Source organism: Mongoliibacter sp., from assembly GCF_007692705.1.
GTDB lineage: Bacteria > Bacteroidota > Bacteroidia > Cytophagales > Cyclobacteriaceae > Mongoliibacter.
The window spans coordinates 1-20,958 of record NZ_REBN01000105.1 but is presented as its reverse complement, the minus strand read 5'-3'; the positions used below and the strand labels follow the sequence as shown (position 1 = coordinate 20,958).

Annotated in this window: 21 protein-coding genes; 5 read left to right on the top strand and 16 right to left on the bottom strand. The window is 39.6% G+C overall.

Translation table 11 applies throughout. The features are described from left to right. Window positions 1-4: 4 nt before the first annotated feature. Both hemB and EA341_RS04310 read left to right on the top strand, forming a co-directional pair. Entirely contained in the window at window positions 5-973 is a 969-nt protein-coding gene (gene hemB / locus EA341_RS04315) for a porphobilinogen synthase (protein ID WP_293011647.1), read from the top strand. 126 nt (window positions 974-1,099) lie between these two features. Next, on the top strand, window positions 1,100-1,264 hold the full coding sequence (locus tag EA341_RS04310) for a hypothetical protein (protein WP_293011646.1): 165 nt from the start codon (window positions 1,100-1,102) through the stop codon (window positions 1,262-1,264). A gap of 36 nt (window positions 1,265-1,300) precedes the next feature. Here the strand turns inward: EA341_RS04310 and EA341_RS04305 are convergent, their stop codons facing one another. Both EA341_RS04305 and dnaK read right to left on the bottom strand, forming a co-directional pair. Further along, window positions 1,301-1,675, bottom strand: a complete 375-nt coding sequence (locus EA341_RS04305; RefSeq protein WP_293011644.1) for a co-chaperone GroES family protein — start codon at window positions 1,673-1,675, stop codon at window positions 1,301-1,303. Window positions 1,676-1,873: 198 nt separating this feature from the next. Then, complete coding sequence (gene dnaK, locus EA341_RS04300; RefSeq protein WP_293011642.1) at window positions 1,874-3,793, bottom strand: molecular chaperone DnaK; 1,920 nt, start codon at window positions 3,791-3,793, stop codon at window positions 1,874-1,876. A gap of 388 nt (window positions 3,794-4,181) precedes the next feature. On the opposite strand from dnaK, the gene EA341_RS04295 reads away from it, so the two are divergent. After that, window positions 4,182-4,982, top strand: coding sequence for an MOSC N-terminal beta barrel domain-containing protein (locus tag EA341_RS04295; protein ID WP_293011640.1), 801 nt, complete (start codon window positions 4,182-4,184; stop codon window positions 4,980-4,982). Window positions 4,983-5,053: 71 nt separating this feature from the next. On the opposite strand, the gene EA341_RS04290 is transcribed toward EA341_RS04295, so the two are convergent. From EA341_RS04290 to truA, 7 genes are all read right to left on the bottom strand, one after another. Further along, the gene (locus tag EA341_RS04290) at window positions 5,054-5,830 is read right to left on the bottom strand and encodes a DUF6733 family protein (RefSeq protein ID WP_293011638.1); all 777 of its coding nucleotides are present in this window, start codon (window positions 5,828-5,830) and stop codon (window positions 5,054-5,056) included. A 252-nt stretch (window positions 5,831-6,082) separates the two neighbouring features. Next, complete coding sequence (gene hemE, locus EA341_RS04285) at window positions 6,083-7,108, bottom strand: uroporphyrinogen decarboxylase (protein ID WP_293011637.1); 1,026 nt, start codon at window positions 7,106-7,108, stop codon at window positions 6,083-6,085. 160 nt (window positions 7,109-7,268) lie between these two features. Continuing rightward, window positions 7,269-7,814, bottom strand: a complete 546-nt coding sequence (locus EA341_RS04280) for a hypothetical protein (RefSeq protein ID WP_293011635.1) — start codon at window positions 7,812-7,814, stop codon at window positions 7,269-7,271. A 102-nt stretch (window positions 7,815-7,916) separates the two neighbouring features. Continuing rightward, the gene (locus EA341_RS04275) at window positions 7,917-8,432 is read right to left on the bottom strand and encodes a hypothetical protein (protein ID WP_293011633.1); all 516 of its coding nucleotides are present in this window, start codon (window positions 8,430-8,432) and stop codon (window positions 7,917-7,919) included. A gap of 5 nt (window positions 8,433-8,437) precedes the next feature. Next, the gene (locus EA341_RS04270) at window positions 8,438-9,022 is read right to left on the bottom strand and encodes a hypothetical protein (protein WP_293011631.1); all 585 of its coding nucleotides are present in this window, start codon (window positions 9,020-9,022) and stop codon (window positions 8,438-8,440) included. Between the two features lie 173 nt (window positions 9,023-9,195). Continuing rightward, a complete protein-coding gene (locus EA341_RS04265) occupies window positions 9,196-10,971 on the bottom strand; it encodes an ABC transporter ATP-binding protein (protein WP_293011629.1) in 1,776 nt (591 codons plus the stop codon). A 12-nt stretch (window positions 10,972-10,983) separates the two neighbouring features. After that, window positions 10,984-11,730, bottom strand: a complete 747-nt coding sequence (gene truA, locus EA341_RS04260) for a tRNA pseudouridine(38-40) synthase TruA (RefSeq protein WP_367126941.1) — start codon at window positions 11,728-11,730, stop codon at window positions 10,984-10,986. A 113-nt stretch (window positions 11,731-11,843) separates the two neighbouring features. On the opposite strand from truA, the gene EA341_RS04255 reads away from it, so the two are divergent. Both EA341_RS04255 and EA341_RS04250 read left to right on the top strand, forming a co-directional pair. Next, a complete protein-coding gene (locus tag EA341_RS04255; protein ID WP_293011626.1) occupies window positions 11,844-12,326 on the top strand; it encodes a DUF4293 domain-containing protein in 483 nt (160 codons plus the stop codon). A gap of 84 nt (window positions 12,327-12,410) precedes the next feature. Continuing rightward, the gene (locus EA341_RS04250) at window positions 12,411-13,514 is read left to right on the top strand and encodes an aminotransferase class I/II-fold pyridoxal phosphate-dependent enzyme (RefSeq protein WP_293011624.1); all 1,104 of its coding nucleotides are present in this window, start codon (window positions 12,411-12,413) and stop codon (window positions 13,512-13,514) included. A gap of 182 nt (window positions 13,515-13,696) precedes the next feature. On the opposite strand, the gene EA341_RS04245 is transcribed toward EA341_RS04250, so the two are convergent. From EA341_RS04245 to EA341_RS04215, 7 genes are all read right to left on the bottom strand, one after another. Then, the gene (locus EA341_RS04245) at window positions 13,697-15,235 is read right to left on the bottom strand and encodes a YifB family Mg chelatase-like AAA ATPase (protein WP_293011622.1); all 1,539 of its coding nucleotides are present in this window, start codon (window positions 15,233-15,235) and stop codon (window positions 13,697-13,699) included. A 73-nt stretch (window positions 15,236-15,308) separates the two neighbouring features. Beyond that, window positions 15,309-15,674 carry a hypothetical protein gene (locus EA341_RS04240; protein ID WP_293011620.1) on the bottom strand — a complete coding sequence of 122 codons (366 nt, stop codon included), beginning with the start codon at window positions 15,672-15,674 and terminating at the stop codon, window positions 15,309-15,311. Window positions 15,675-15,709: 35 nt separating this feature from the next. Further along, entirely contained in the window at window positions 15,710-17,542 is a 1,833-nt protein-coding gene (locus EA341_RS04235; protein WP_293011618.1) for an ABC transporter ATP-binding protein, read from the bottom strand. 60 nt (window positions 17,543-17,602) lie between these two features. Continuing rightward, a complete protein-coding gene (locus EA341_RS04230) occupies window positions 17,603-19,288 on the bottom strand; it encodes a hypothetical protein (protein ID WP_293011616.1) in 1,686 nt (561 codons plus the stop codon). 113 nt (window positions 19,289-19,401) lie between these two features. Then, complete coding sequence (locus EA341_RS04225; RefSeq protein ID WP_293011614.1) at window positions 19,402-20,118, bottom strand: DoxX family protein; 717 nt, start codon at window positions 20,116-20,118, stop codon at window positions 19,402-19,404. Window positions 20,119-20,158: 40 nt separating this feature from the next. Further along, window positions 20,159-20,485, bottom strand: coding sequence for a hypothetical protein (locus EA341_RS04220; RefSeq protein WP_293011612.1), 327 nt, complete (start codon window positions 20,483-20,485; stop codon window positions 20,159-20,161). 59 nt (window positions 20,486-20,544) lie between these two features. After that, entirely contained in the window at window positions 20,545-20,838 is a 294-nt protein-coding gene (locus tag EA341_RS04215) for a transcriptional regulator (RefSeq protein ID WP_293011610.1), read from the bottom strand. Window positions 20,839-20,958: the final 120 nt, after the last annotated feature.

The window sequence follows — 20,958 nt, the reverse complement described above, 5'->3', positions numbered from 1 at the left end:
CCTTATGCTTAGAAGACCCAGAAGAAACAGAAAGTCACAGGCCATCAGAAATATGGTAGAAGAAACCCGTCTTACCGTTAAGGATTTCATTTTCCCCATGTTTTTGATAGATGGAGTCAATCAAAAAGTAGAAGTAGCTTCTATGCCAGGGATTTTTAGGTATTCTTTGGACTTGATGTTACAGGAAATTGAAGTTTGTATGAAACTGGGTATTATGGCCTTTGATATTTTTCCGGCTTATCCTGAATCCAAAAAAGATAAGTACGCTACAGAAAGCCACAATCCGGAGACATTTTACCTGCAGGCCATTCATAAGATCAAAATTACTTTTCCTGAGGCTGTGGTCATGACAGATGTCGCCATGGATCCATACAGTTCTGATGGTCATGATGGATTAGTGAAAGATGGGAAAATCTTAAATGATGAAACTTTAGAAATCTTAGGCAAAATGTCTCTTGCCCAAGCGCAAGCTGGGGCAGATATACTCGGCCCATCTGATATGATGGATGGAAGAGTAGGTTATATTAGAAATGTTTTGGATGAAAACGGCTACACCGATGTATCTATTATGTCTTACACAGCGAAATATGCCTCTGCATTTTATGGTCCATTCAGAGATGCTTTGGATTCAGCTCCAAAAATGGGAGATAAGAAGACCTATCAAATGGATCCAGCCAATTATTATGAGGCAATGATAGAAGCAGATCTGGATACAGAGGAAGGAGCAGATTTTCTAATGGTCAAGCCGGCTTTGGCTTATCTGGATGTAATCCGACTGCTCAAGGATAATTCAAACTTACCTATAGCTGCCTATAATGTCAGTGGGGAATATGCCATGATTAAAGCATCTGCCGAAAGAGGTTGGCTGGATGGCGAACGGGCAATGCTGGAATCTCTATTGAGTATCAAGCGGGCAGGTGCCAATGTGATATTGAGTTACTTCGCCAAGGAGTTTGCACTTATGCAGAAATAATTTTTTTAGCGCATTTCAAGAAGATATAAATAGATACGGTGCTGTATAGATATATTTTTATGCCGTTTTCGGCAATTATCTTAATACTTTTAAAGAGGTTTTTTGCCGATAACGGTAAAAATTAAAATGAAATATATTTCTGTCAGTGAGTTTGCCAAATTAAAGAACATTCCTCCTAGAACGGTGGGGAATTATTGTGCCCTTGGCAAAATCAAAGGTGCATACATAACAGGGAAAACCTGGAATATTCCTGAAGATGCGGTTTTACCAAAAAAGCTTTGTAAGGTATGAGAACAATATCAGTGCTTTTTATTGAAGCAGTTTGAATTAAAGATCTTCTTCCCTTTCCAGCATCAAAATGGAATGCTGGGGTACGATATAATATTTTTCGCCTTCGTACATTACCTCATAACTCCCATTGACCAAGAATACAGCCAAATCTCCTTCCTTTGCCTGAAGGGGAATGTACTTGATGCTGTCATCTCTGTCTTTCCAGGGTTCATCATCTTCCATAGGCGAAGGGATAGGGTAACCAGGGCCTGTTTTGATGATATAACCTTGCTGGACTTTTTCTTTTTCCTGTACGCCAGGCGGAAGATATAGGCCAGTGGCTGTTTTCTCATTAGCTTTTCTAAGCTTGATCAATACACGGTCACCTACGATGATGAGCTTTTTCAATTTATTTTCTGGTGTGAGTTGCATTTTTTGAGACTTTTAGAAATGAGAAGCGAGAGACGAGAATTTAGAGACCAGAAGAGATAGAGATACATTTTTGAAACAAGAAACAAGAGACAATAAACAAGAGATGAGAAGTCTCTTGGTTTTTAGATCTAGTTTGTAGTATCTAAAAAAAGGCATCCATATCAGATACAGATGCCTTATTTGTTGGTTCAGTTACGATTACTTTTTATCCTCAGATACTTCTTCATAGTCTACATCAGAAACACCGTCACCGGATTCAGCAGCACCTTCTGCGCTTGCATCAGGGCCAGCTTGCTGTCCTTCTGCACCACCGGCAGCATTGTACATTTCCTGAGAAGCTCCTTCCCAAGCCTTGTTTAAGCCTTCCATGGCGGTATCAATAGCAGCTAGATCCTTGGCTTCATGTGCTTTTTTCAAGGTTTCCAATGCACTATTGATGTTAGCCTTATTACTGTCGGAAAGTTTATCACCATATTCCTTCAGTTGCTTTTCTGTAGAGAAAATCAAACTGTCAGCTTGGTTGAGTTTTTCTATTTTTTCTTTTTCTGCTTTATCTCCAGCAGCATTTGCTTCCGCCTCTTTCTTCATTCTCTCGATATCATCTTGAGACAAACCTGAGGAAGCTTCGATCTTGATTTTTTGTTCTTTACCCGTTCCTTTGTCCTTGGCGGATACGTTAAGGATACCGTTGGCATCAATATCGAAGGTTACTTCGATTTGAGGAACTCCTCTTTGTGCTGGAGGAATATCACTCAATTGGAATCTTCCGATAGACCTGTTGTCTTTTGCCAATGGTCTTTCACCTTGTAGTACATGAATATCTACAGCAGGCTGGTTGTCAGCTGCGGTGGAGAACACCTCTGATTTCTTTGAAGGGATAGTCGTGTTGGATTCGATCAATTTGGTGAAAACGCCACCCATTGTTTCGATTCCCAAAGAAAGCGGTGTTACATCAAGTAACAGTACATCCTTCACTTCTCCTGTCAATACTCCACCTTGGATAGCGGCACCTATAGCGACTACCTCATCTGGATTTACACCTTTAGAAGGTTTTTTGCCGAAGAATTTCTCCACTTCTTCCTGGATTTTAGGGATTCTTGTAGAACCACCTACTAAAATCACCTCGTCAATGTCAGAAGCGGAAAGTCCTGCATCTTTCAAAGCTTTGATACATGGATCCATGGATCTTTTTACCAAGCTTTCAGAAAGTTGTTCAAATTTCGCTCTGCTTAAGGTTCTTACCAAGTGCTTAGGTCCTGATTGCGTAGCAGTGATATATGGTAAGTTGATTTCAGTAGAAGAAGAAGAAGACAATTCGATCTTTGCTTTTTCAGCAGCTTCTTTCAGTCTCTGAAGTGCCATTGGGTCTTGTCTCAAATCAATTTGCTCTTCAGCTTTAAATTCATCGGCAAGCCAGTTGATGATAACTTGGTCAAAATCATCACCACCAAGATGAACATCACCGTTGGTAGATTTTACTTCAAATACGCCATCACCCAACTCCAATATGGAAACGTCAAATGTACCACCACCAAGGTCATACACAGCGATTTTCATGTCTTGGTTTTTCTTGTCCATACCGTAAGCCAAAGCAGCAGCAGTAGGTTCGTTGATGATCCTTTTCACTTCAAGACCAGCAATTTGACCTGCCTCTTTGGTAGCCTGACGCTCTGCATCATTGAAGTAGGCAGGAACTGTAATAACTGCTTCAGTGACTTCCTGGCCCAAGAAATCCTCAGCTGTGCTCTTCATTTTTTGAAGAATCATTGCTGAAAGTTCCTGTGGGGTATAAGATCTATCCCCGATTTTAATAACTAAAGTATCGTTGGATCCTTGCTCTACTTTGTAAGAAGCATGTTTTTTCTCTTCAGAAACTTCAGAAAACTTTTTACCCATAAATCTCTTCACAGAAGAGATGGTATTGGCGGGATTAGTGATTGCCTGTCTTTTTGCAGGGTCACCTACTTTCCTTTCCCCGTTGCCATTGTCCAAAAATGCCACGATGGATGGAGTAGTCCTTCTTCCTTCAGAATTTTGGATTACTACCGGCTCGTTACCTTCCATTACAGCAACACAGGAGTTGGTAGTACCCAAGTCTATACCTATGATTTTTCCCATGATATTATATTTTCAAATTTTAGTTACAAATTCTAATGTCAAGTGCTTTATGTCAATGGATGTGCCAAGAGCGCTTACTGTGGATTTTGTGTCAGATTGACAGATTCTTGTCATAGAAATGCAGATAATTTTTCCATCATGTCACGGGGAAAGGTAAAAGTTTGTCATAATTGAGGATAAAAGTCATAATTCTAGAAGCAACCTATTGGGTTGGAATTGTATCTTATTCATATGCATAAGGATAATAAACTTTTGAGGGAAAGGGTCAAATGGGCTTTGGTATTTTTGGTATGCTCGGTATTTTACACTTTGCTATTTTTTTGATGAAGACTAAGTGGTTAACAATTCCGCTTTTTTGGTTAATTTGATCATTCAAAAATTTATTATTATGCAATTACAAGACATTTATATCTACCCCATCAAATCTTTGGGAGGAATCAGGTTGGATCAATGGACTTTGGAAGAAAAGGGTTTAACATACGATAGGAGATGGATGTTGGTGGATATGAATGGTAAATTTATGTCACAGCGAACATTGCCTGCAATGGCCTTATTGCAAGTGACATTGGAAGAGAATAGCCTAAAGGTTACTCAAAAAATGAACCCTGATCATTTTGTAGTTATTCCTTTTGCTTCAAAAGCAGTAGGAAAAATAAAGGTTGAAATTTGGGAAGATATTGTCGAAGCTGATGTTCTTGAAGAGCAGTATGGAGTTTGGTTTTCTGAATTTTTAGGGATTCCCTGTAAGCTCGTAAGTATGCCGGAAAGTGAAAAAAGAAAACTCAAGCCAAAGTATGCTGTCAATGGTGAATCAGTCAGTTTTGCTGACGGTATGCCTTATTTACTTATTGGTCAGGAGGCCTTAGATGAGTTGAACAGCAGGCTGGAAGAAGCAGTGGGCATGGAGCGCTTCAGGCCTAATTTGGTTTTTTCAGGAGGATATGCTTTTGAAGAGGATCAGTGGGATGAAGTAAAAATTGGTGATGCAGAATTTAAAATCACCAAACCTTGTGCACGCTGTGTCATGACTACTGTTGACCAAGATACGGCACGTAAGGGGAAAGAGCCTCTCAGGACACTAGCATCTTACAGGACTGTAGACAATAAAGTCATGTTTGGGCAAAATATGTTGCTTCTTCGAGGGAAAGAAGTAAAGGTTGGAGATTCTGTGATTTCCCTAAAAAAGTAAAGCCGGAAATAATTCCGGCTCTATCTTCATAAGTTAGTTTAGTTGATATATTGGCTGTAGTGAATTTTTTTTTAGAAACTGTATCCGACAGTAAGTTTGAAAAATGATGGTTGGGTATTACCACTTTTAGTAACCATTTCTGTACTCCTTAGGTCCGCCCCTGAAGTGAACCTTGCAAAAGCACCTCCATTAGGATCAGCAAACTGAACATAAGGTCCTAAAGAAACAAAGTATGCAAATGAATCTTCGCTTGGTGTTTCACTGCCTCCAGTGAAGCTTAATTGTTCAAAATGGAGTCCTGCGGAAAAGAAAGGGCTGATTTTAAATCCATAATTTGCCCAGTAGTGAAGAAAGTTTAATGTAGTAGGGTTTCCATGGTTAAAACCATAATAGTATCCCAAGTAAAATTCACCTTCTGTTTTTGCTTTGTCTAATCCAATTGTCAAATTTGGAACAATTCCTTCCCCAAGAACCGGGGTTCCTAAGCCTGAAGTCAGGCTACCGTTTAGTAAACCGATCTGAGGATTGATGTTGATTCCATCCGCTACATCAAAGTTCATCCCAACTCCAAATTCAGTCCAATTACCCCAGCCACCTCCGCCAGTGCCTTGAACCCCGCCTGTACCTCCAGACCAGAGGATACCATAAAATGTAAAATCTGTCTTTTCACTAAGGCTATATGAGCCCGCAAAAAATGGATAGAATCCAAAAAATATGTCTGAGTTAAGCGTGACATCCATGGAGAATTTACTCTCTTCCTGGGCATTTGCTTGGTTTGGCAGTACAGCTGCCATGGCGAAGGCCAGCAACAGCGTTGCCAGACTTAGTTTTGTAAATCTTCTTTTCATAAGTCTAATAGGTTTTGTTTTTAATAGGTTTGGTTTTGAACCAGATTTCAAACTTTTAATGTCTAAATTCTGAATTCAAGTTCTGAAATTAACTTATATTTTTAAAAATTCAATAAAAACGATAAAAATATGTTAAAAAAATAATCAAAGTTTATTCTATTGAATAGTTTGTAATGATCTGGCGAAATCGTTGTAAAACGAAAAAAAGAGGCCTTTTGGGCCTCTTTACGGTATTTTTAATAAAAGTGAAGTTTATTTATAATTCTTGACGGTCTCGATGAATATTTTTACCATTTCTGGATTGATGTCCGGGTATACGCCGTGTCCAAGGTTGGCGATGTGCCGACTTCCTTTAAATTGATTCATCATATGAATGGTAGCAGCTTCTACCTGCTTTTCCGAACCATATAATGCTGCCGGGTCAAGATTTCCTTGAAGGGTTTTGCTTTCCCCTATCAATTTTCTTGATTCCGTGATACCCATGTTCCAGTCCAGACCAATGGTTTCACAATTGAGTTTTGCCATTTCTTCTCTGGCAAAAAATGCTCCTTTTGCAAATACGGTTTTTGGAACTGTGGTAATAGCATCACATATTTTTGAGATGTAGGGTAAAGAAAATACTCTATACTGGTCTGGGGGTAAGATTCCTGCCCAGCTGTCAAATACTTGAATCAGGTCAACTCCGGCATCAATCTGAGCTTTGAGGTAATTGATGGTGCTATCAGTTATCATCTGTAACAGTTGATGGGAAAACTCCGGTTGGGTGTAAAGCATAGCCCGGGCTTTCGAAAATGTTTTGCTTCCCGAACCCTCTATCATGTAGGCAAATATGGTCCAAGGAGCACCGGCAAACCCAATCAAGGGAACTCTTCCATTCAGTGCCTTTTTGGTGATTTTGATGGCTTCAATTACATAGCTAAGATCATCCACACCGTTTGCAATTCTAAGCTTCTTTAAGTCAGCCTTGGATTGAACAGTTTGAGGAAACCAAGGCCCCCTTTTCTCTACCATTTCATAGGGAAGGCCCATAGCTTCGGGAATCACTAAGATGTCTGAAAAAATTATTGCAGCATCTACGCCAAGTAGGTCTACTGGTTGTATGGTTACTTCAGCAGCCAACTCAGGTGTTTGTGCTAACTCGATAAACCCGCTGACACTTTCTCTGACGGCTCGGTATTCCGGCAATATTCTGCCAGCCTGTCTCATCAGCCATACAGGGGTTCTTTCAGGATTTTCTCCCTTTGCGGCCTTTAATAATAAGTCGTTTTTCAATTGCATGCCGCAAAGATAAAATAGGAAGTGGATTTATTTGAAAAATTGAGTAAAACATCCCAAACCAGAGAATTAGAAAAAAACTCCCAACCTGTATGAAATTACAAGTTGGGAGTTCAAATTTTGTTGAAAGTGATACGCTTATAAAGATTCCTCTTTGATTTACTTATTGTACCTTTCTTTCCAGTTTTTTAAAGTCTTTTTCCTGGATACCTGTCATTTTGAGTAATCCATCCATATCGGTAAGGTCAAGTCTGCCATTAGCAAAGTCTACCGGTAAGACGACAATTCTGAATAATACATCCAATTTCCAAGAATCATCCAGTATTTCAGGGTCAAAATTGGTTTCGAGAAAAAGAGCGATATCTAACTCAGTGAAATCATAATTATACCTTAAAAAACCTTCTTCAAAAAAGACTGTTTGAGGCAATAACCTCCAGACTCTGAGTCCGTCTAGCGTTTCCCAATTGATAAAAGTCAATACTACATCACTTTCTACCAAAGGTTCTGGAAAATCCAACACTTCCATATAGTCGTTTTCCGCTGTAAAATCCAATTCAACCTCATATGCGACACCGATGATGGTCTCGCCTTCAGGTCCCTGTGGTCCTTGAGCCCCTTCTGGTCCCGGAGGTCCCGCAGGTCCCATAGGTCCTTCACACGCCTGAAAAATCAGGGCGAAAACTGCCATTAATCCAATTATTTTTTTCATAATCCTATATGTTAGATGGTTAAATTAGAAAGTGAAATTCATTATAATTCTTTTTCTAAATTCAATATAGTTGTTCCTATTACTATTTCCTTTTTTTTAGATTTAATTTTGAAGTCCGATTACACGTACTTTGCTCGGACTGAAGATTTGGTCAATATACGTTTCTGGTAGCGGAAGCCCTTTTTCTTCAGCATATTGGCGGATTTTGTTTTGTACTCTTTTTGGTCCGGGCATCACAAATCTGTGCGATTGAATGTTTGCTATGATGGCTTGCGAACCATCAAAGTTCTTTTCTATAAGGTCAGTTTCTTCAGGGGCCCACTTTTTCTCCAAACCAACAAAAACCTCCATGGTATCAAGTTTTCCTGCAGGTTCAACATAATATATAGTATTCAAAAATGCTTCTGCGTTGGTATTTGCAAGGTTTTCCATCTTCTCAAAAGCTTTTTTCAACTCAGGGTCTTGTGGTGTGCCTCTGTAATGAATGCCAACGAGTGCTATTTCACCAAGGTCCTCTTCACCTATTTCAATGTCATTGAAACCACCGAACATATAGAGCCCAATCAGGCCTATCAGTACCAGTAAAACTATCAATAAAATAAGAGGCCTTTTTTTCATTTTCTTTAAAATATATACCTGACACCAATGGCTCCCTGTAACCTCAAATGGCCAAATCTATCTAATAATTCCATAAATAACCCTACTTCTGCAAAGACGTTGATCGGCAAATCATCGAAGTAATATTCAGCCCCTCCATAAACTTCCGGCCCAAAATCGATATTTCTTCTGTTTTCCCCGAAAATATTGGTAGGGGATAAAGAGGAATCAGTGTAAGCATAATTCACACTTACAGACCGTAATTGGGCACCTACACCGGCATATCCCAAAAGATATCCTTCAGTGATACCAAAATCATCCGTGAAATCCTCGTTGTACGCTATTCTGGCATTAAATGAAAGTACGTTACCAGTACTGTGCCCGGCATAAAAGGCATTTGAAGAGGGCCTGTTGTTTTCAAATGAACGCCTATAATATTGGGCACTGTTGACTCCAGCTCTTCCAAACATCCCTTCTACAGAAATATTTTCATCCAAAAAAGTCTTATAAGTGATGGAGAGAGGCTCTCCAAGTCGTAAACCTATACTCGATTCCTGTGCAAATGAAGTCAATGGAATCATGATGACGATCAGTAAAATAATTTTTTTCACGCTTTTATGGTTTTCGTTTTCAAATTGTGTGATTTAACGACACAAAATTATATTCTGTTATATCAAATCTGCATCCAGAAGCGCAGTATTTTACTTATTTTTCATAGACTTTTGAAAATTAGAGCTTTAAATTTTCCAAAAGGTCTTTTATTGAAAGTATTGAAGTCAAATGGTTAGCCAATGGCCATGGTTTTTAACTGCATCTGATGAAGTTGGGCATAAAACCCTCCTTTCTCTAAAAGTGAATCATGTGTTCCCGTCTCTTTAATTTCACCCTGATGCAACACTATGATTTTATGCGCTTTTTGAATCGTCGATAACCTGTGGGCAATAACGATAGAAGTTCTCCCTTTCATCATTTTTTCAATTGCTCCTTGAATCAGTTCTTCTGTTTCTGTATCTACGGAGGAGGTAGCTTCATCCAGTATGATGATTTCCGGATTGTAAACCATAGCCCTCACAAATGAAATCAATTGTCTTTGCCCTACAGAAAGGGTAGCACCTCTTTCCATTACATTATAATCCAACCCACCGGGAAGCCTTTCGATGAATTTTCTGGCCCCCACCATTTCAGCGGCATCCATCACCTGTTCGCGGCTGATGCTTGGGTTTCCAAGCGTGATGTTGTAGTAGATGGTGTCGGAAAACAGGAATACATCTTGCAATACCACACCAATGTGTTTTCTTAATGTATCCAGTTCAAACTTTTTAATATCGGTACTATCTACTTTTATGGTTCCTTTGTTGATCTCGTAAAAACGGCTGATCAAATTGATGATGGAGGATTTACCGGCACCGGTTGCACCAACCAACGCTACGGTCTCTCCATGCTTTACCTCAAAATTGATGTTTTTCAAAACCCACTCCTCGTCATTGTAGGCAAACCAAACATCCTCTACTTTAATATTCCCTTTGATTTTCTCAGGTTTGAAATCTCCTTCATTTGGAATTTGCTCATCTGACTCCAACAACTTAAAAATCCTCGAAGAGCTTACTACGCCAAGTTGGAGGGTATTGTACCTGTCAGCAATCATCCTGATAGGTCTAAAGAATAGCTGTAAATACATGATGAAGGAAATTAATACCCCTACCTGAATTTCTGTATCAAAAACCCCTGTTGCGCCATACCATACCACCAATCCAATTCCTATCGCCTGAATAATTTCAGCTACAGGGAAGTAAATCGAGTAGTAAAGCACTGACTTTACATGAGCTTTTTTGTGGTCTCTGTTGATTTCCTTGAATTTTTCAAATTCACGACCTTCCCTATTGAAAATCTGAACAATGTTCATCCCTGTGATGTGTTCCTGCAAGAAAGAATTGAGATTGGATACTGCATTCCTTACATCATTGAAGGCAACTTTTATTTTTTCTTTAAAAATATAGGTTGAAATGATCAACAAAGGCAGGGTACATAAGCTCACCAAGGTTAGTTTCCAATCAATATAGAACATGACCGTAAGGATAGTCACCAATTGCAAAAGATCTCCGATGATGGCAGCCAAACCTTCACTGAAAACATCTGCTAAGGTTTCTATATCAGAGATGTTTCTGGTTACTAATCGTCCTATAGGAGTATTGTCGAAAAACTTTAGGCGCATTTTTAGTAAATGCTTGTAAAGTTTGATTCTAATGTCCTTAATAATGACTTGTCCTATCCATCCGGATAAATAAGTATGGGCAAACTGCACTACAGCCTGCAAGACCAATAAAAAGACCAATAAGTAGATGATTTTTACCAGCCCAGGACCATCTCCCACGGCCACATAATCGTCTATAGCTACTTGAATAAAATATGGCCTGGTGGGAGCAAGTATTGCTAAGGCGATGGTGAGAAACACCAAGAAGTAGAACTGTAGTTTGTAGGGTTTTACAAACCTATACAGCTTTTTCAGTACTTCGGTGTCTACAATTTCACCACTTTTGACGTTTTCTTTATCCAGGCTCAATGGGTAGTTTCTTTAAATAAATATTTTGTCAGGGTAATTTACCCTGCAAAGGAAAAGACCTTGCGCGGGGGCAGACGATTTGGCTTTTTTGCGATTTTTGCTTTCAATGATGCTTCTAAAGTCTTCTGGAGTGATTTTCCCGAGACCGACTTCCATTAAAGTCCCTACTATAGCCCGGACCATGCCGCGCAAAAATCTGTTGGCAGTTATATGAAATAACAATTCAGCTCCATTTTGTTCCCAGAAGGCTTGTTTTATTTCGCATCGAAAATTGTTTACAGATGTTTTTACTTTGCTGAAACATTGAAAATCTTCATATTCCATAAGTATTTCAGCGGCCTTATTCATTAAATGAACCTCTGGGTTACCGAAGATCTGCCAAGATCTATCATTTTCAAATGGGTTTTTGCGTAATGTGCAGCGGTAAAGGTATTCCCTTTCTAAGGCATTAAAACGAGCATGAGCATCACTTTTAACTGGTAAGAGATCATAAAAAGCAATGTCCTTACCTACAATTCCATTTATTTTTTTCAGAAAGGATGACTTGTCCAATTCTGCCTCGGTATCAAAATGGGCAAAAGTCTGACTGGCATGCACGCCTGTATCTGTCCTGCCACTGCCAACAATTGGAGTTGCTTTTCCCAATACCAGGGAGATTGCTTTTTCTATTTCTTCCTGTACCGAATAGGCGTTGGCCTGAATCTGCCAACCATGAAAGTCACTGCCTTTATAAGCTAATTCAAGAAAGTACCGCTTCATTTCCATTTTTCCACTGCAAAGATACTATTCCCCTTCAAAATTAAATGCCCATCTGCACAAACCTTGCGATTAATAAAATAACACGTTTTCTTTGTCAAAAATTAAGAAAAGACATGATACAGAGAATTCAGACAATATTTCTTTTTTTACTGGTGGTGGCGATGGTCTTGGTCATGCTGTTCCCGATTTGGCAACAAGTCGATCCGGGACAGGTGCAACTGATGACCTTGACAGCCTGGAGCCTCAATACGGTCGATATTGCAAGTGGAGAAATTGTCAATAGTGAGTCTAAAGTACTGGTTATCGGTATTTTGGCACTCATTTCAATCGGGTTGGCTTCTTTCAGTATTGTTTCCTATAAAAATAGGGGAAAGCAAATGATGCTCAACATGTTTAATTCCCTGGCAATGGTTGTCAATGTAGGCTTGATTGTATGGTTTACCCATTCAGCCAATGCAGAATTCAATCCTCAGGCGAATGGCGCTTTTGTATTGGGTTTTTGGGCCATTTTTGCAGCCTTGGTGATGAATATGTTGGCTAATAGGTTTATCAGGAAAGACGAAAAATTGGTCAGGTCGGTAGATAGGATCAGATAAAATAATCCGGAACAAGAGAAATATAGCCAGCGATTGAATTCGCTGGCTTTTCTTTTTTAATATTAGGTGTAAATTCAATCAGCAATGAAAATCGAAACGCTTTCCATACATGCAGGGAATATTGTGACTGACAACACTAAGCCTGCAGTCCAGCCAATCACGACTTCCACTACTTTTATTCATCAGGAGGGCTCCATGATTTATTCGAGGGCCGATAACCCTAATCGTTCGGCCTTGGAGCATGTTTTGGCAAAATTAGAGCATGGAGCTGATGCGGCAGCTTTTTCTTCGGGAAATGCTGCTGGGATGGCAGTTTTTCAGGCTTTGGAACCAGGAAGTCATATCATAGCTCCCGATGACATGTATCACGGGCTAAGGGCCCAATTGGTCCAGATTTTTCATGGGATCCTTACAGTCAGTTTTGTGGATATGACTAACTCTGAAAATGTAGCGAACGCGATCAGACCTGAAACCAAATTGGTATGGATAGAAAGTCCTTCCAATCCTTTATTGAAGATTTCCGATATCAAAAAAATCTCGTCAATTGCGAAACATAAAGGTCTAATGGTGGCATGCGACAATACTTTTGCCACCCCTGTATTCCAGAATCCACTTTTACTAGGAGCTGATATAGTGATGCATAGTAGCACCAAATACCTAGGAGGGCATAGTGATATCCTGGGAGGGGCTTTGATAACCAAAGAAGAGAATGAATTTTGGGATAAAGTAAGGTTTGTCCAAAAAACAGGTGGGGCTGTTCCATCCCCCTTTGATTCTTATCTGCTGTGCAGAAGTATCAAAACACTTCCTTATCGAATGAAGGGGCATGCAGAACATGCAGGTATTTTGGCAGAATACCTTTCGAGTCATTCTGAAATTGAGACCGTATATTATCCTGGACTCAAGACGCATACCGGGCACAGTGTTGCTGCAAGCCAAATGACAGGATTTGGGGGAATGCTTTCTTTTATAGTTAAAGGGAATGCTGAAAGAGCGGATGAGGTGATTTCGAAGTTGAAATATTTCACAAATGCTACCAGTCTGGGAGGGGTAGAAAGCCTTATTGAAAGAAGGGCTGCTTCAGAGGGTCCTGATACCAAAACGCCTCAAAATCTCATCAGGGTGTCAGTAGGGCTCGAGCATATGGATGATCTGCTGGAAGATATGCGGCAGGCTTTAAGAAGATAGAAAAAGGCTGTATAAACAGCCTTTTAGGTACTATCAATTGGGTTGTAGTTTAAAAAACAGGGTGATTTAAGCAACTAATACCTAAATGTTTTAATTACTACCAAATAAATACATGTTTTATCACTTTATGAAATTTTTAGTGAATTATTTTTTTCTTATGTAAAATTTTGTACTTCGTATTGTCAACCAGCCCAACCTTCTCTGTCAAGACTACGGTACTGAATGGCTTCTGCAAGGTGTTCGACTTTAATGTCTTCAGACTGGGCAAGATCAGCAATTGTCCTTGAAACCTTAAGGATACGGTCATAGGCTCTTGCGGATAATCCAAGCCTTTCCATAGCGGTTTTCAAAAGTGCTTTACCTGCTTCATTGATTTGACAGACCTCTTTGACTACATGAGAGGGCATCATGGCATTACAAAAGACATCAGGTTTGTCTTTAAATCTCTGTACTTGAATATCCCTCCCTATTATCACCCTGTCTCTGATGGATTTGCTTGACTCTGTTTTACGCGTAGAAGTCATTTCATCAAATTTAACTGGGGTGACTTCGACATGCAGGTCAATTCTGTCTAATAGTGGCCCGCTGACTTTATTGAGGTATCTCTGTACAATGCCAGGGCCACATACACATTCCTTTTCAGGGTGGTTGTAATAACCACAGGGGCATGGATTCATACTTGAAATCAACATGAAATTAGCAGGATAATCCACAGAGATTTTGGCTCTTGATATGGTGACCCTTCGCTCTTCCAATGGCTGACGCATTACCTCCAAGACAGTACGTTTGAATTCTGGCAATTCATCCAGAAACAAGACACCATTATGAGAAAGGGAGATCTCACCTGGTTGGGGGTTGCCTCCTCCACCGACCAAGGCCACATCTGAAATGGTATGATGGGGAGACCTAAATGGTCTTTGGGCTATAAGAGAAGCATTTTTTCCAAGTTTTCCTGCAACTGAGTGGATTTTGGTTGTTTCAAGGGCTTCTTGTAAGGTTAATGGAGGAAGGATTGAAGGCAGTCTTTTAGCTAGCATGGTTTTTCCGGCCCCAGGAGGACCTATCATGATGACATTATGGCCTCCTGCTGCGGCTATTTCCATGGCCCTTTTGATATTTTCCTGACCTTGAACATCTGCAAAGTCAAACTCATAGTTTTCAACAGAGTTGAAAAAAAGGTCGCGCGTATCGGTGACCAAAGGCTGTATTTCAATTTCTCCTTCAAGAAACCCTATAGCTTCTTGAAGAGAGTTTACTCCAATGATGTCAAGGTTGTTGACAATTGATGCTTCCGGAGCATTTTCAGATGGAAGTATAAAACCTTTAAAGCCGCTTTTTCTTGCTTCTATGGCTATTGGCAGTGCTCCCTTCACTGGACGTAGTTTGCCGTCAAGCGATAGCTCACCCATGATCAGGTATTTTTCTAATTCTGGAAAAAGGACTTGTTCAGACGCTTTGAGAATACCCAAGGCAATAGGAAGATCATAGGAAGAACCTTCTTTTCTAATATCAGCCGGAGCAAGGTTGATGACTGCTTTTTGTCTAGGCATTCGAAACCCAAAGTACTTGAGTGCCGACTCTACACGCTGCTGACTTTCTTTGACAGCACTGTCAGGAAGACCGACCATAAAAAATCCGGTCCCTTGACCTACATTTACCTCAATTGTGATCAGCTTTGCATCCACTCCGGATACTGCGCTGCCAAAAGTTTTTGCAACCATAAAACAATATTTTGTAGAAAAAAAAGGAATCCTTGCGGATTCCTAATTTAATAATTTTGAATTAATATTCTAATTATTTGAAGTTTTGTCTTGGTCTAAGGTTAGGCGAATCTTTATTATCTTCTTTTTGGTCAATCCTTTTTTCAAGGTTATTGAGCTTGATGCCTTTTTCCAAATCGTAAAGAGTAGCTTTTAATTCTTTTTTTTCAGCCTCTTTTTTGGAAATCTCTTCTTCCAACCCATTTTTGACCATCTTATTTGTGCCAAAACTTATCAAAAAAAGAATAAGGCCTATAAGCATAAAATAAACTACGGTGGATGTTCTTAGTTCCTCTATTCCAAACAAACCTTTGACACCATTGAATGATAGAAAAAAGACAAGACTGACTCCGAAAAAAAGGAGCACTAAAAGATTTGTTATTTTATTTATTTGTTTCATTGGGTTTTGGGTTTTTGAATTATGCAATCAATATACTAAACAGACTGCATAGTAGAAAGATTCCGATAGAGTCCTTCCTGTTGCATCAGTTCCTGATGTGTCCCCCTCTGAACAATACTTCCTTTTTTGATGACAAGTATTTCATCTGCATGCTGAATGGTACTCAATCTATGGGCAATTACCAAAGTGGTCCTATTGTGCATTAATTTGGTCAATGCGTCTTGCACCAATTTTTCTGATTGGGAGTCTAATGCTGAAGTGGCTTCGTCTAGAATCAAGATTGGGGGATTCTTAAGAACTGCTCTTGCAATGCTCATTCTTTGTCTCTGTCCTCCTGAAAGTTTAGAGCCTCTCTCCCCAATATTGGTATGGTAACCATTTTCCAGTTGAATTATGAATTCATGAGCGTTGGCGATTTTTGCAGCTTCAATGACCTTTTCTTCAGACATATTTTCAAGTCCAAAAGCAATGTTATTGTAAACTGTATCATTAAACAAAATGGATTCCTGGGTGACGATTCCCATCAATGTCCTAAGACTACCAATTTCTAAATTTCTGAGATCTTGTCCATCAAGATTGATACTTCCTTCACTGGGATCGTAAAATCTTGGAACCAAATCTGCAATGGTTGATTTCCCTCCTCCCGAAGGACCTACTAGTGCGATGGTTTTCCCTTTTTCCAGAATGAAACTGATTTCATTCAGTACGGTCTCTTTTTCGTATTTAAATGAAACCTTTTCAAAAGAAAGCGCTTTTTCAAAACTTTTGACAGGCAGAGCTTTTGGGCTGTTGCTGATAGTGCTCTTGGTATCTACCACTACAAAAATTCTATCTGCAGAAGCCAATCCTCGTTGAATACTACTGGCAGCCTTGGAAATTTCTTTGGCAGGATTAAGTACTTGTGTGAATATGATGATGTAGGTGATGAAATCTGAGGCACTTAATTCAGAACTGTTGCTCAAAACCAAATTTCCTCCATATACCAAAATACCAGCTACCACAGATACCCCCAAAAATTGGGAAATGGGAGAGGCCAATTCATTTTTCTTGGCCATGGATACATTTACTTCTGAGTAGAACTCCGTTTCCTTATCGAATTTGTCCTGTATGTATTTTTGGGCACCAAATGCTTTTATTACCCGCATACCTGTAATGGTTTCATCCAGGATATTGACAATTCGGCCTAAGGATTCCTGGCTTTCTACTGCCTTTTTTCTCAGCCTTTTGGTAATTGTTCCTATAATTGCGCCAGATATAGGGATCACCAAAATGGTGAAAAGAGTCAGTTTGACTGACATCATAAATAACACTGCAAAATACAGGATAATGGTAGCAGGTTCTTTGAAAACCACTTTTAGAGACTGCACTACCATATTTTCCACTTCCTGTATGTCATTAGTGATTTTTGACATCAGGTCTCCCTTTCGTTCATTGGAGAAATAGCCGATGTGCATGGAAGTCACTCTGTTAAATATTTTACCTCTCATTTTTTGGATGATTTCTGCCCTTACTTTAGCGAGAACCACACCGGAGAGATAGGTGAATAAATTAGAAAGAAAAACGGAGGCTACAATGATCAAGCAGACATAGACCAAGGTGCCAAACTTGCCATAAGTTTCCGCAGTCTGCAAAAAATAGTAATTGAATAGATGTATGAAGTAGTCCAGGGATAATTTGAAATCCGGTTTGACCAGATACTTGGACATGGCTTCTGGCTCGACCTGTTCAAAGATGACGTCAAAAAGTGGCTTAAGTAGGGTGAAGTTCAGTAAGCCAAAAATGATAGCCAGAAGGGTATATATCACATAAACAGGGAAATATCTTCTGTATGGTTTGGCAAAGGAGAGTATCCTAAGATAGGTATGCATTCAGCTAATTTCGGTTTTGAGGCGGCAAGTTAAACAATTTTATCCCCAATTGCGGAGCTTCTAGTAGTTGAAGTCATTTCTGATCATGTTGATTCTTAATGAGGCCTGAGTAAAACCTGTGCTGTTAGGCTCCAAAAGATCCTGCGCTGTCTGTCTTCTGAATGTATGGCTGAAGTCCAAGAATACGTTTTGTCGGATCATATAGCTGAGATTCAGATTGGCCATAAAAACTTTATTTTCAATTCCTTGCCCGATGACATTGCCAAAAAGTCCTATACCCGTGTTGGGACTCATCCTGTTTTTGAGGACATTTTTTCCAAAATTCACATCTTCAGAAGGATCTTCACCGAAGTACTGATACATAGCTGTGATATTGGTGAAAAGTCGTGGAAGAGGTTGGTAACGCATAATTGCTACAAATTCCCTGAAGTTAGCACCCAATGGATGTGCTAAAGGAGTTCTGTAGTTTGTGAATGACTGGTTCTCAAATTTTTCCTGATAAGTGTATGGCCTTACCTGATTGTATTCCAACTGCAGGTCCAGGTTATTGATTTTAAAGGCATTTACGTATTTGTAGCCAGCCTGCAATCCATGTTTGTTTCTGATCGAGTTGTCCCCGTCTATTCCGAAAAACTCTCCAAATACAAATTCGTCAAGCACAAACTGCCCATACAGCTGCATGCCAGGAGTAAAATTCCACTTGAAATCTGTTCCCAACATGACTTTGTCCGGCGTACCTAGCTGATGTTCGATCCATCTGTAAAATATAATCGGGTTCAGATAATTCCAGTCAAACTCATTTTTCATTATAGACTCAAAGACTCCGACATTGAAGTTTTTACCGATGTTTATGCCTAAGCGGTGGTGGGAGAACCATTTTTGAGGATACCGGTCATCTGTTGGTCTGCCGGCAAAATCATAGGTAACATCTGCTGTTTTTTGGGACCATAAATTGGTGAAATTGAATTTCCAGATTTTGGTGTTCAGTTTGACGAAAACATAGGGATTGGAAAAGTCTGAAATGATCAATGACCTATATCCCTCACCGACAAAATTACGGTCATGTCCAAATTGCACCTGAATGCTTTTGCTAACATCGAAATTGATATGCCCCATGGCGGAAAAATGGCCATAGCCCTCTCCTTCATACCTTTTCCAGAATCCCTCTCCGGGAACAGCGCCTGATTGCTCTACATAATCTTTCACCCAAGAAGGGAAAATGGTCTGTGTAGTGGTAAAGTAGGTGTAAAAGGAAACCTTCCTGTCAATGCTTCCTCTGAATTCCAAACCACGGCTGTTTCTCAACCTGAATTTTTCCTGGCCGGGTTCTATTCCACCTGAAAGATATATAACGGGGTTGATGTGAAAATCGAATATGGAGTCTCTGTAATGGAAGAAGTCTGAAGGTCTTTTATAAATATTTCCAAAAATCGGATTTTTAGAGTTTTCTGTTTCCCTGTCAATAAATTCCCAATTGTCATTGCTGAGGTAATTGAGGTTAAATCTATCTGCGCTGGACTGAATCAAATTTCCTGCTGCCAAAGTATCCAAAAATGCAGCTACTTGATCTCTCCTGTAAGGTTTGAATCCTGTATGGAAAATGGGGTTGTTTTTCCCTTCCAGAATTTCATATCGCTCGATAAGGTGGTAATAATCTCTGTTGTAGGGAATGTAAGCTCCTTGTGCAAATGTTTCTCCACTGAAAAATAGTAACATCAAACTGGCGAAAAGCAATTTGTATTTCATACGGGGTCAAGCTAGATTGCTGTAAAGCTAAAAAAAACAGATGATAAAGAAAGAACCCCCTGTTTTTTGTCTAGGTCTGAAAAAGAGAAACTTTTTTTAGCCGCTTTGTTTTTTTACGTTTCCAGAATTTTCAAACATTCCCTTAAGGGTTTTCCAGAGATATGAATGCATTGGCAAAATTCCTGACCTATCAGATCATTTTCTATGTTGGTAAATTGGGAATTACAATCTTTGAGTGAATTTCGGGGCATTACCTGATATCCAAAATGGGCTAGCCAAACTGTAAAAGACATTATAGAGATTACTCCGATAAAAAATACCACAGGAAATCTGGTCTTATATTTATTTGGTATTGGAATGCTCACTGCCTTGGAATAACTGTTGAAAGGAAGGATGTATTTGAGTTTGTCGTAGTGCCAGACAAGGATGTAGAGATTGGCCAGCACCATCAATGGCGAGCTCACAAAAGAACCTTCAAACCGGACAGCAAAAGAAAGTATACAGATATTGACAATAATGGGAAAATAGATCAAAGCCCCCACAAGTACTGTTTGGGGAATCAACAAAAATATTCCTGTCAAAACCTGGGCGTAACCGATAAATGTGTAGTAATAACCGGTGTGATGTAAAGCTTCTAGATAAGCCCCCATAGGATGTAATTCTGACAGGCCGCTTGCAAATCTTTCCCCGAAGATTTTCACCAAGCCCGATACGATAAATGCAAAAGCCAGAAGAATTCTACAGTTGATATACAATAGCCAATGCCACCTATTCTGCCTGATGGTGCTATAATAGGCTTCTAGCTGGGAGGAAATAGAGATTGTCGCCATTTTTTGAGGTTTTATATATTGTAAGGGAATAATTCATTATTCAATCCCAATGACCGGTGATTGCAAAAGCCATAACGGCAGAAATCCAGAGAACCACAAAATATAAGATTGTACTGGAAATGATGGACACAAGCTTTCTGTTACCGGTAGGAGACCAATAAAACCCCATCAAATAAAAAAATGCTCCTGCAAAAGTCCCTCCTGCGGGAATGATTGTAAGGGGAATCAGCATCCAACTTTCAAAATGGTCTTCTTTTGTAAGTATGATTGTGAGCAATCCAAAGAAAGGAATAGCGCCTCCGAAGAGTGCTGAAAGCAGGATTTTCCTGAAACCCTTTTGTTTGGTGATCTGGGTGAATGGATTCATAGCCTTTTGTTTTGGATTAAAGGATTCACTTTGTATTTCAAAGTGAATGGATAAATTTTTTAGGATTTGGTATTGTTGATCAGGTTTTCGAGAAACTCAAGGTGTAATTTAAAGGCTTCTTTACCTGCCTCTGTGGCAGAATAATTTGTGAGGGGTTTTCTGCCCATAAATGATTTTTCAACAAGTATATAGCCGGAGTTCTCAAGGTTTTTTAAATGTGAGGCAAGGTTGCCATCAGTTACATCGAGGAGCTCCTTGAATGAATTAAAGTCAAATTGCTCGTTGACCATCAGTACTGACATTACCCTAAGCCGTATTACATTTTCGAAAGCCTTATCGTAGTTTCCTTTCACTTTACCTTTCGTATTTGAAGTACATCATGGTGCCATACAGGATATGTAGGATACCGAAACCTATTGCCCAAAAGGCCAGGCCGAAAGCAGGAAAGAATGCGGCCATGATACCCAGTACAG

What these genes read in the sequence shown, in the direction of transcription:
- EA341_RS04305 (WP_293011644.1), bottom strand. Translation starts at nt 1,675, where the DNA reads ATGCAACTCACACCAGAAAATAAATTGAAAAAGCTCATCATCGTAGGT.
- EA341_RS04275 (WP_293011633.1), bottom strand. Translation starts at nt 8,432, where the DNA reads ATGAAAAAAAGGCCTCTTATTTTATTGATAGTTTTACTGGTACTGATA.
- hemB (WP_293011647.1), top strand. Translation starts at nt 5, where the DNA reads ATGCTTAGAAGACCCAGAAGAAACAGAAAGTCACAGGCCATCAGAAAT.
- dnaK (WP_293011642.1), bottom strand. Translation starts at nt 3,793, where the DNA reads ATGGGAAAAATCATAGGTATAGACTTGGGTACTACCAACTCCTGTGTT.
- EA341_RS04245 (WP_293011622.1), bottom strand. Translation starts at nt 15,235, where the DNA reads ATGGTTGCAAAAACTTTTGGCAGCGCAGTATCCGGAGTGGATGCAAAG.
- hemE (WP_293011637.1), bottom strand. Translation starts at nt 7,108, where the DNA reads ATGCAATTGAAAAACGACTTATTATTAAAGGCCGCAAAGGGAGAAAAT.
- EA341_RS04255 (WP_293011626.1), top strand. Translation starts at nt 11,844, where the DNA reads ATGATACAGAGAATTCAGACAATATTTCTTTTTTTACTGGTGGTGGCG.
- EA341_RS04225 (WP_293011614.1), bottom strand. Translation starts at nt 20,118, where the DNA reads ATGGCGACAATCTCTATTTCCTCCCAGCTAGAAGCCTATTATAGCACC.
- EA341_RS04280 (WP_293011635.1), bottom strand. Translation starts at nt 7,814, where the DNA reads ATGAAAAAAATAATTGGATTAATGGCAGTTTTCGCCCTGATTTTTCAG.
- EA341_RS04310 (WP_293011646.1), top strand. Translation starts at nt 1,100, where the DNA reads ATGAAATATATTTCTGTCAGTGAGTTTGCCAAATTAAAGAACATTCCT.
- EA341_RS04235 (WP_293011618.1), bottom strand. Translation starts at nt 17,542, where the DNA reads ATGCATACCTATCTTAGGATACTCTCCTTTGCCAAACCATACAGAAGA.
- truA (WP_367126941.1), bottom strand. Translation starts at nt 11,730, where the DNA reads ATGAAGCGGTACTTTCTTGAATTAGCTTATAAAGGCAGTGACTTTCAT.
- EA341_RS04240 (WP_293011620.1), bottom strand. Translation starts at nt 15,674, where the DNA reads ATGAAACAAATAAATAAAATAACAAATCTTTTAGTGCTCCTTTTTTTC.
- EA341_RS04295 (WP_293011640.1), top strand. Translation starts at nt 4,182, where the DNA reads ATGCAATTACAAGACATTTATATCTACCCCATCAAATCTTTGGGAGGA.
- EA341_RS04230 (WP_293011616.1), bottom strand. Translation starts at nt 19,288, where the DNA reads ATGAAATACAAATTGCTTTTCGCCAGTTTGATGTTACTATTTTTCAGT.
- EA341_RS04290 (WP_293011638.1), bottom strand. Translation starts at nt 5,830, where the DNA reads ATGAAAAGAAGATTTACAAAACTAAGTCTGGCAACGCTGTTGCTGGCC.
- EA341_RS04250 (WP_293011624.1), top strand. Translation starts at nt 12,411, where the DNA reads ATGAAAATCGAAACGCTTTCCATACATGCAGGGAATATTGTGACTGAC.
- EA341_RS04220 (WP_293011612.1), bottom strand. Translation starts at nt 20,485, where the DNA reads ATGAATCCATTCACCCAGATCACCAAACAAAAGGGTTTCAGGAAAATC.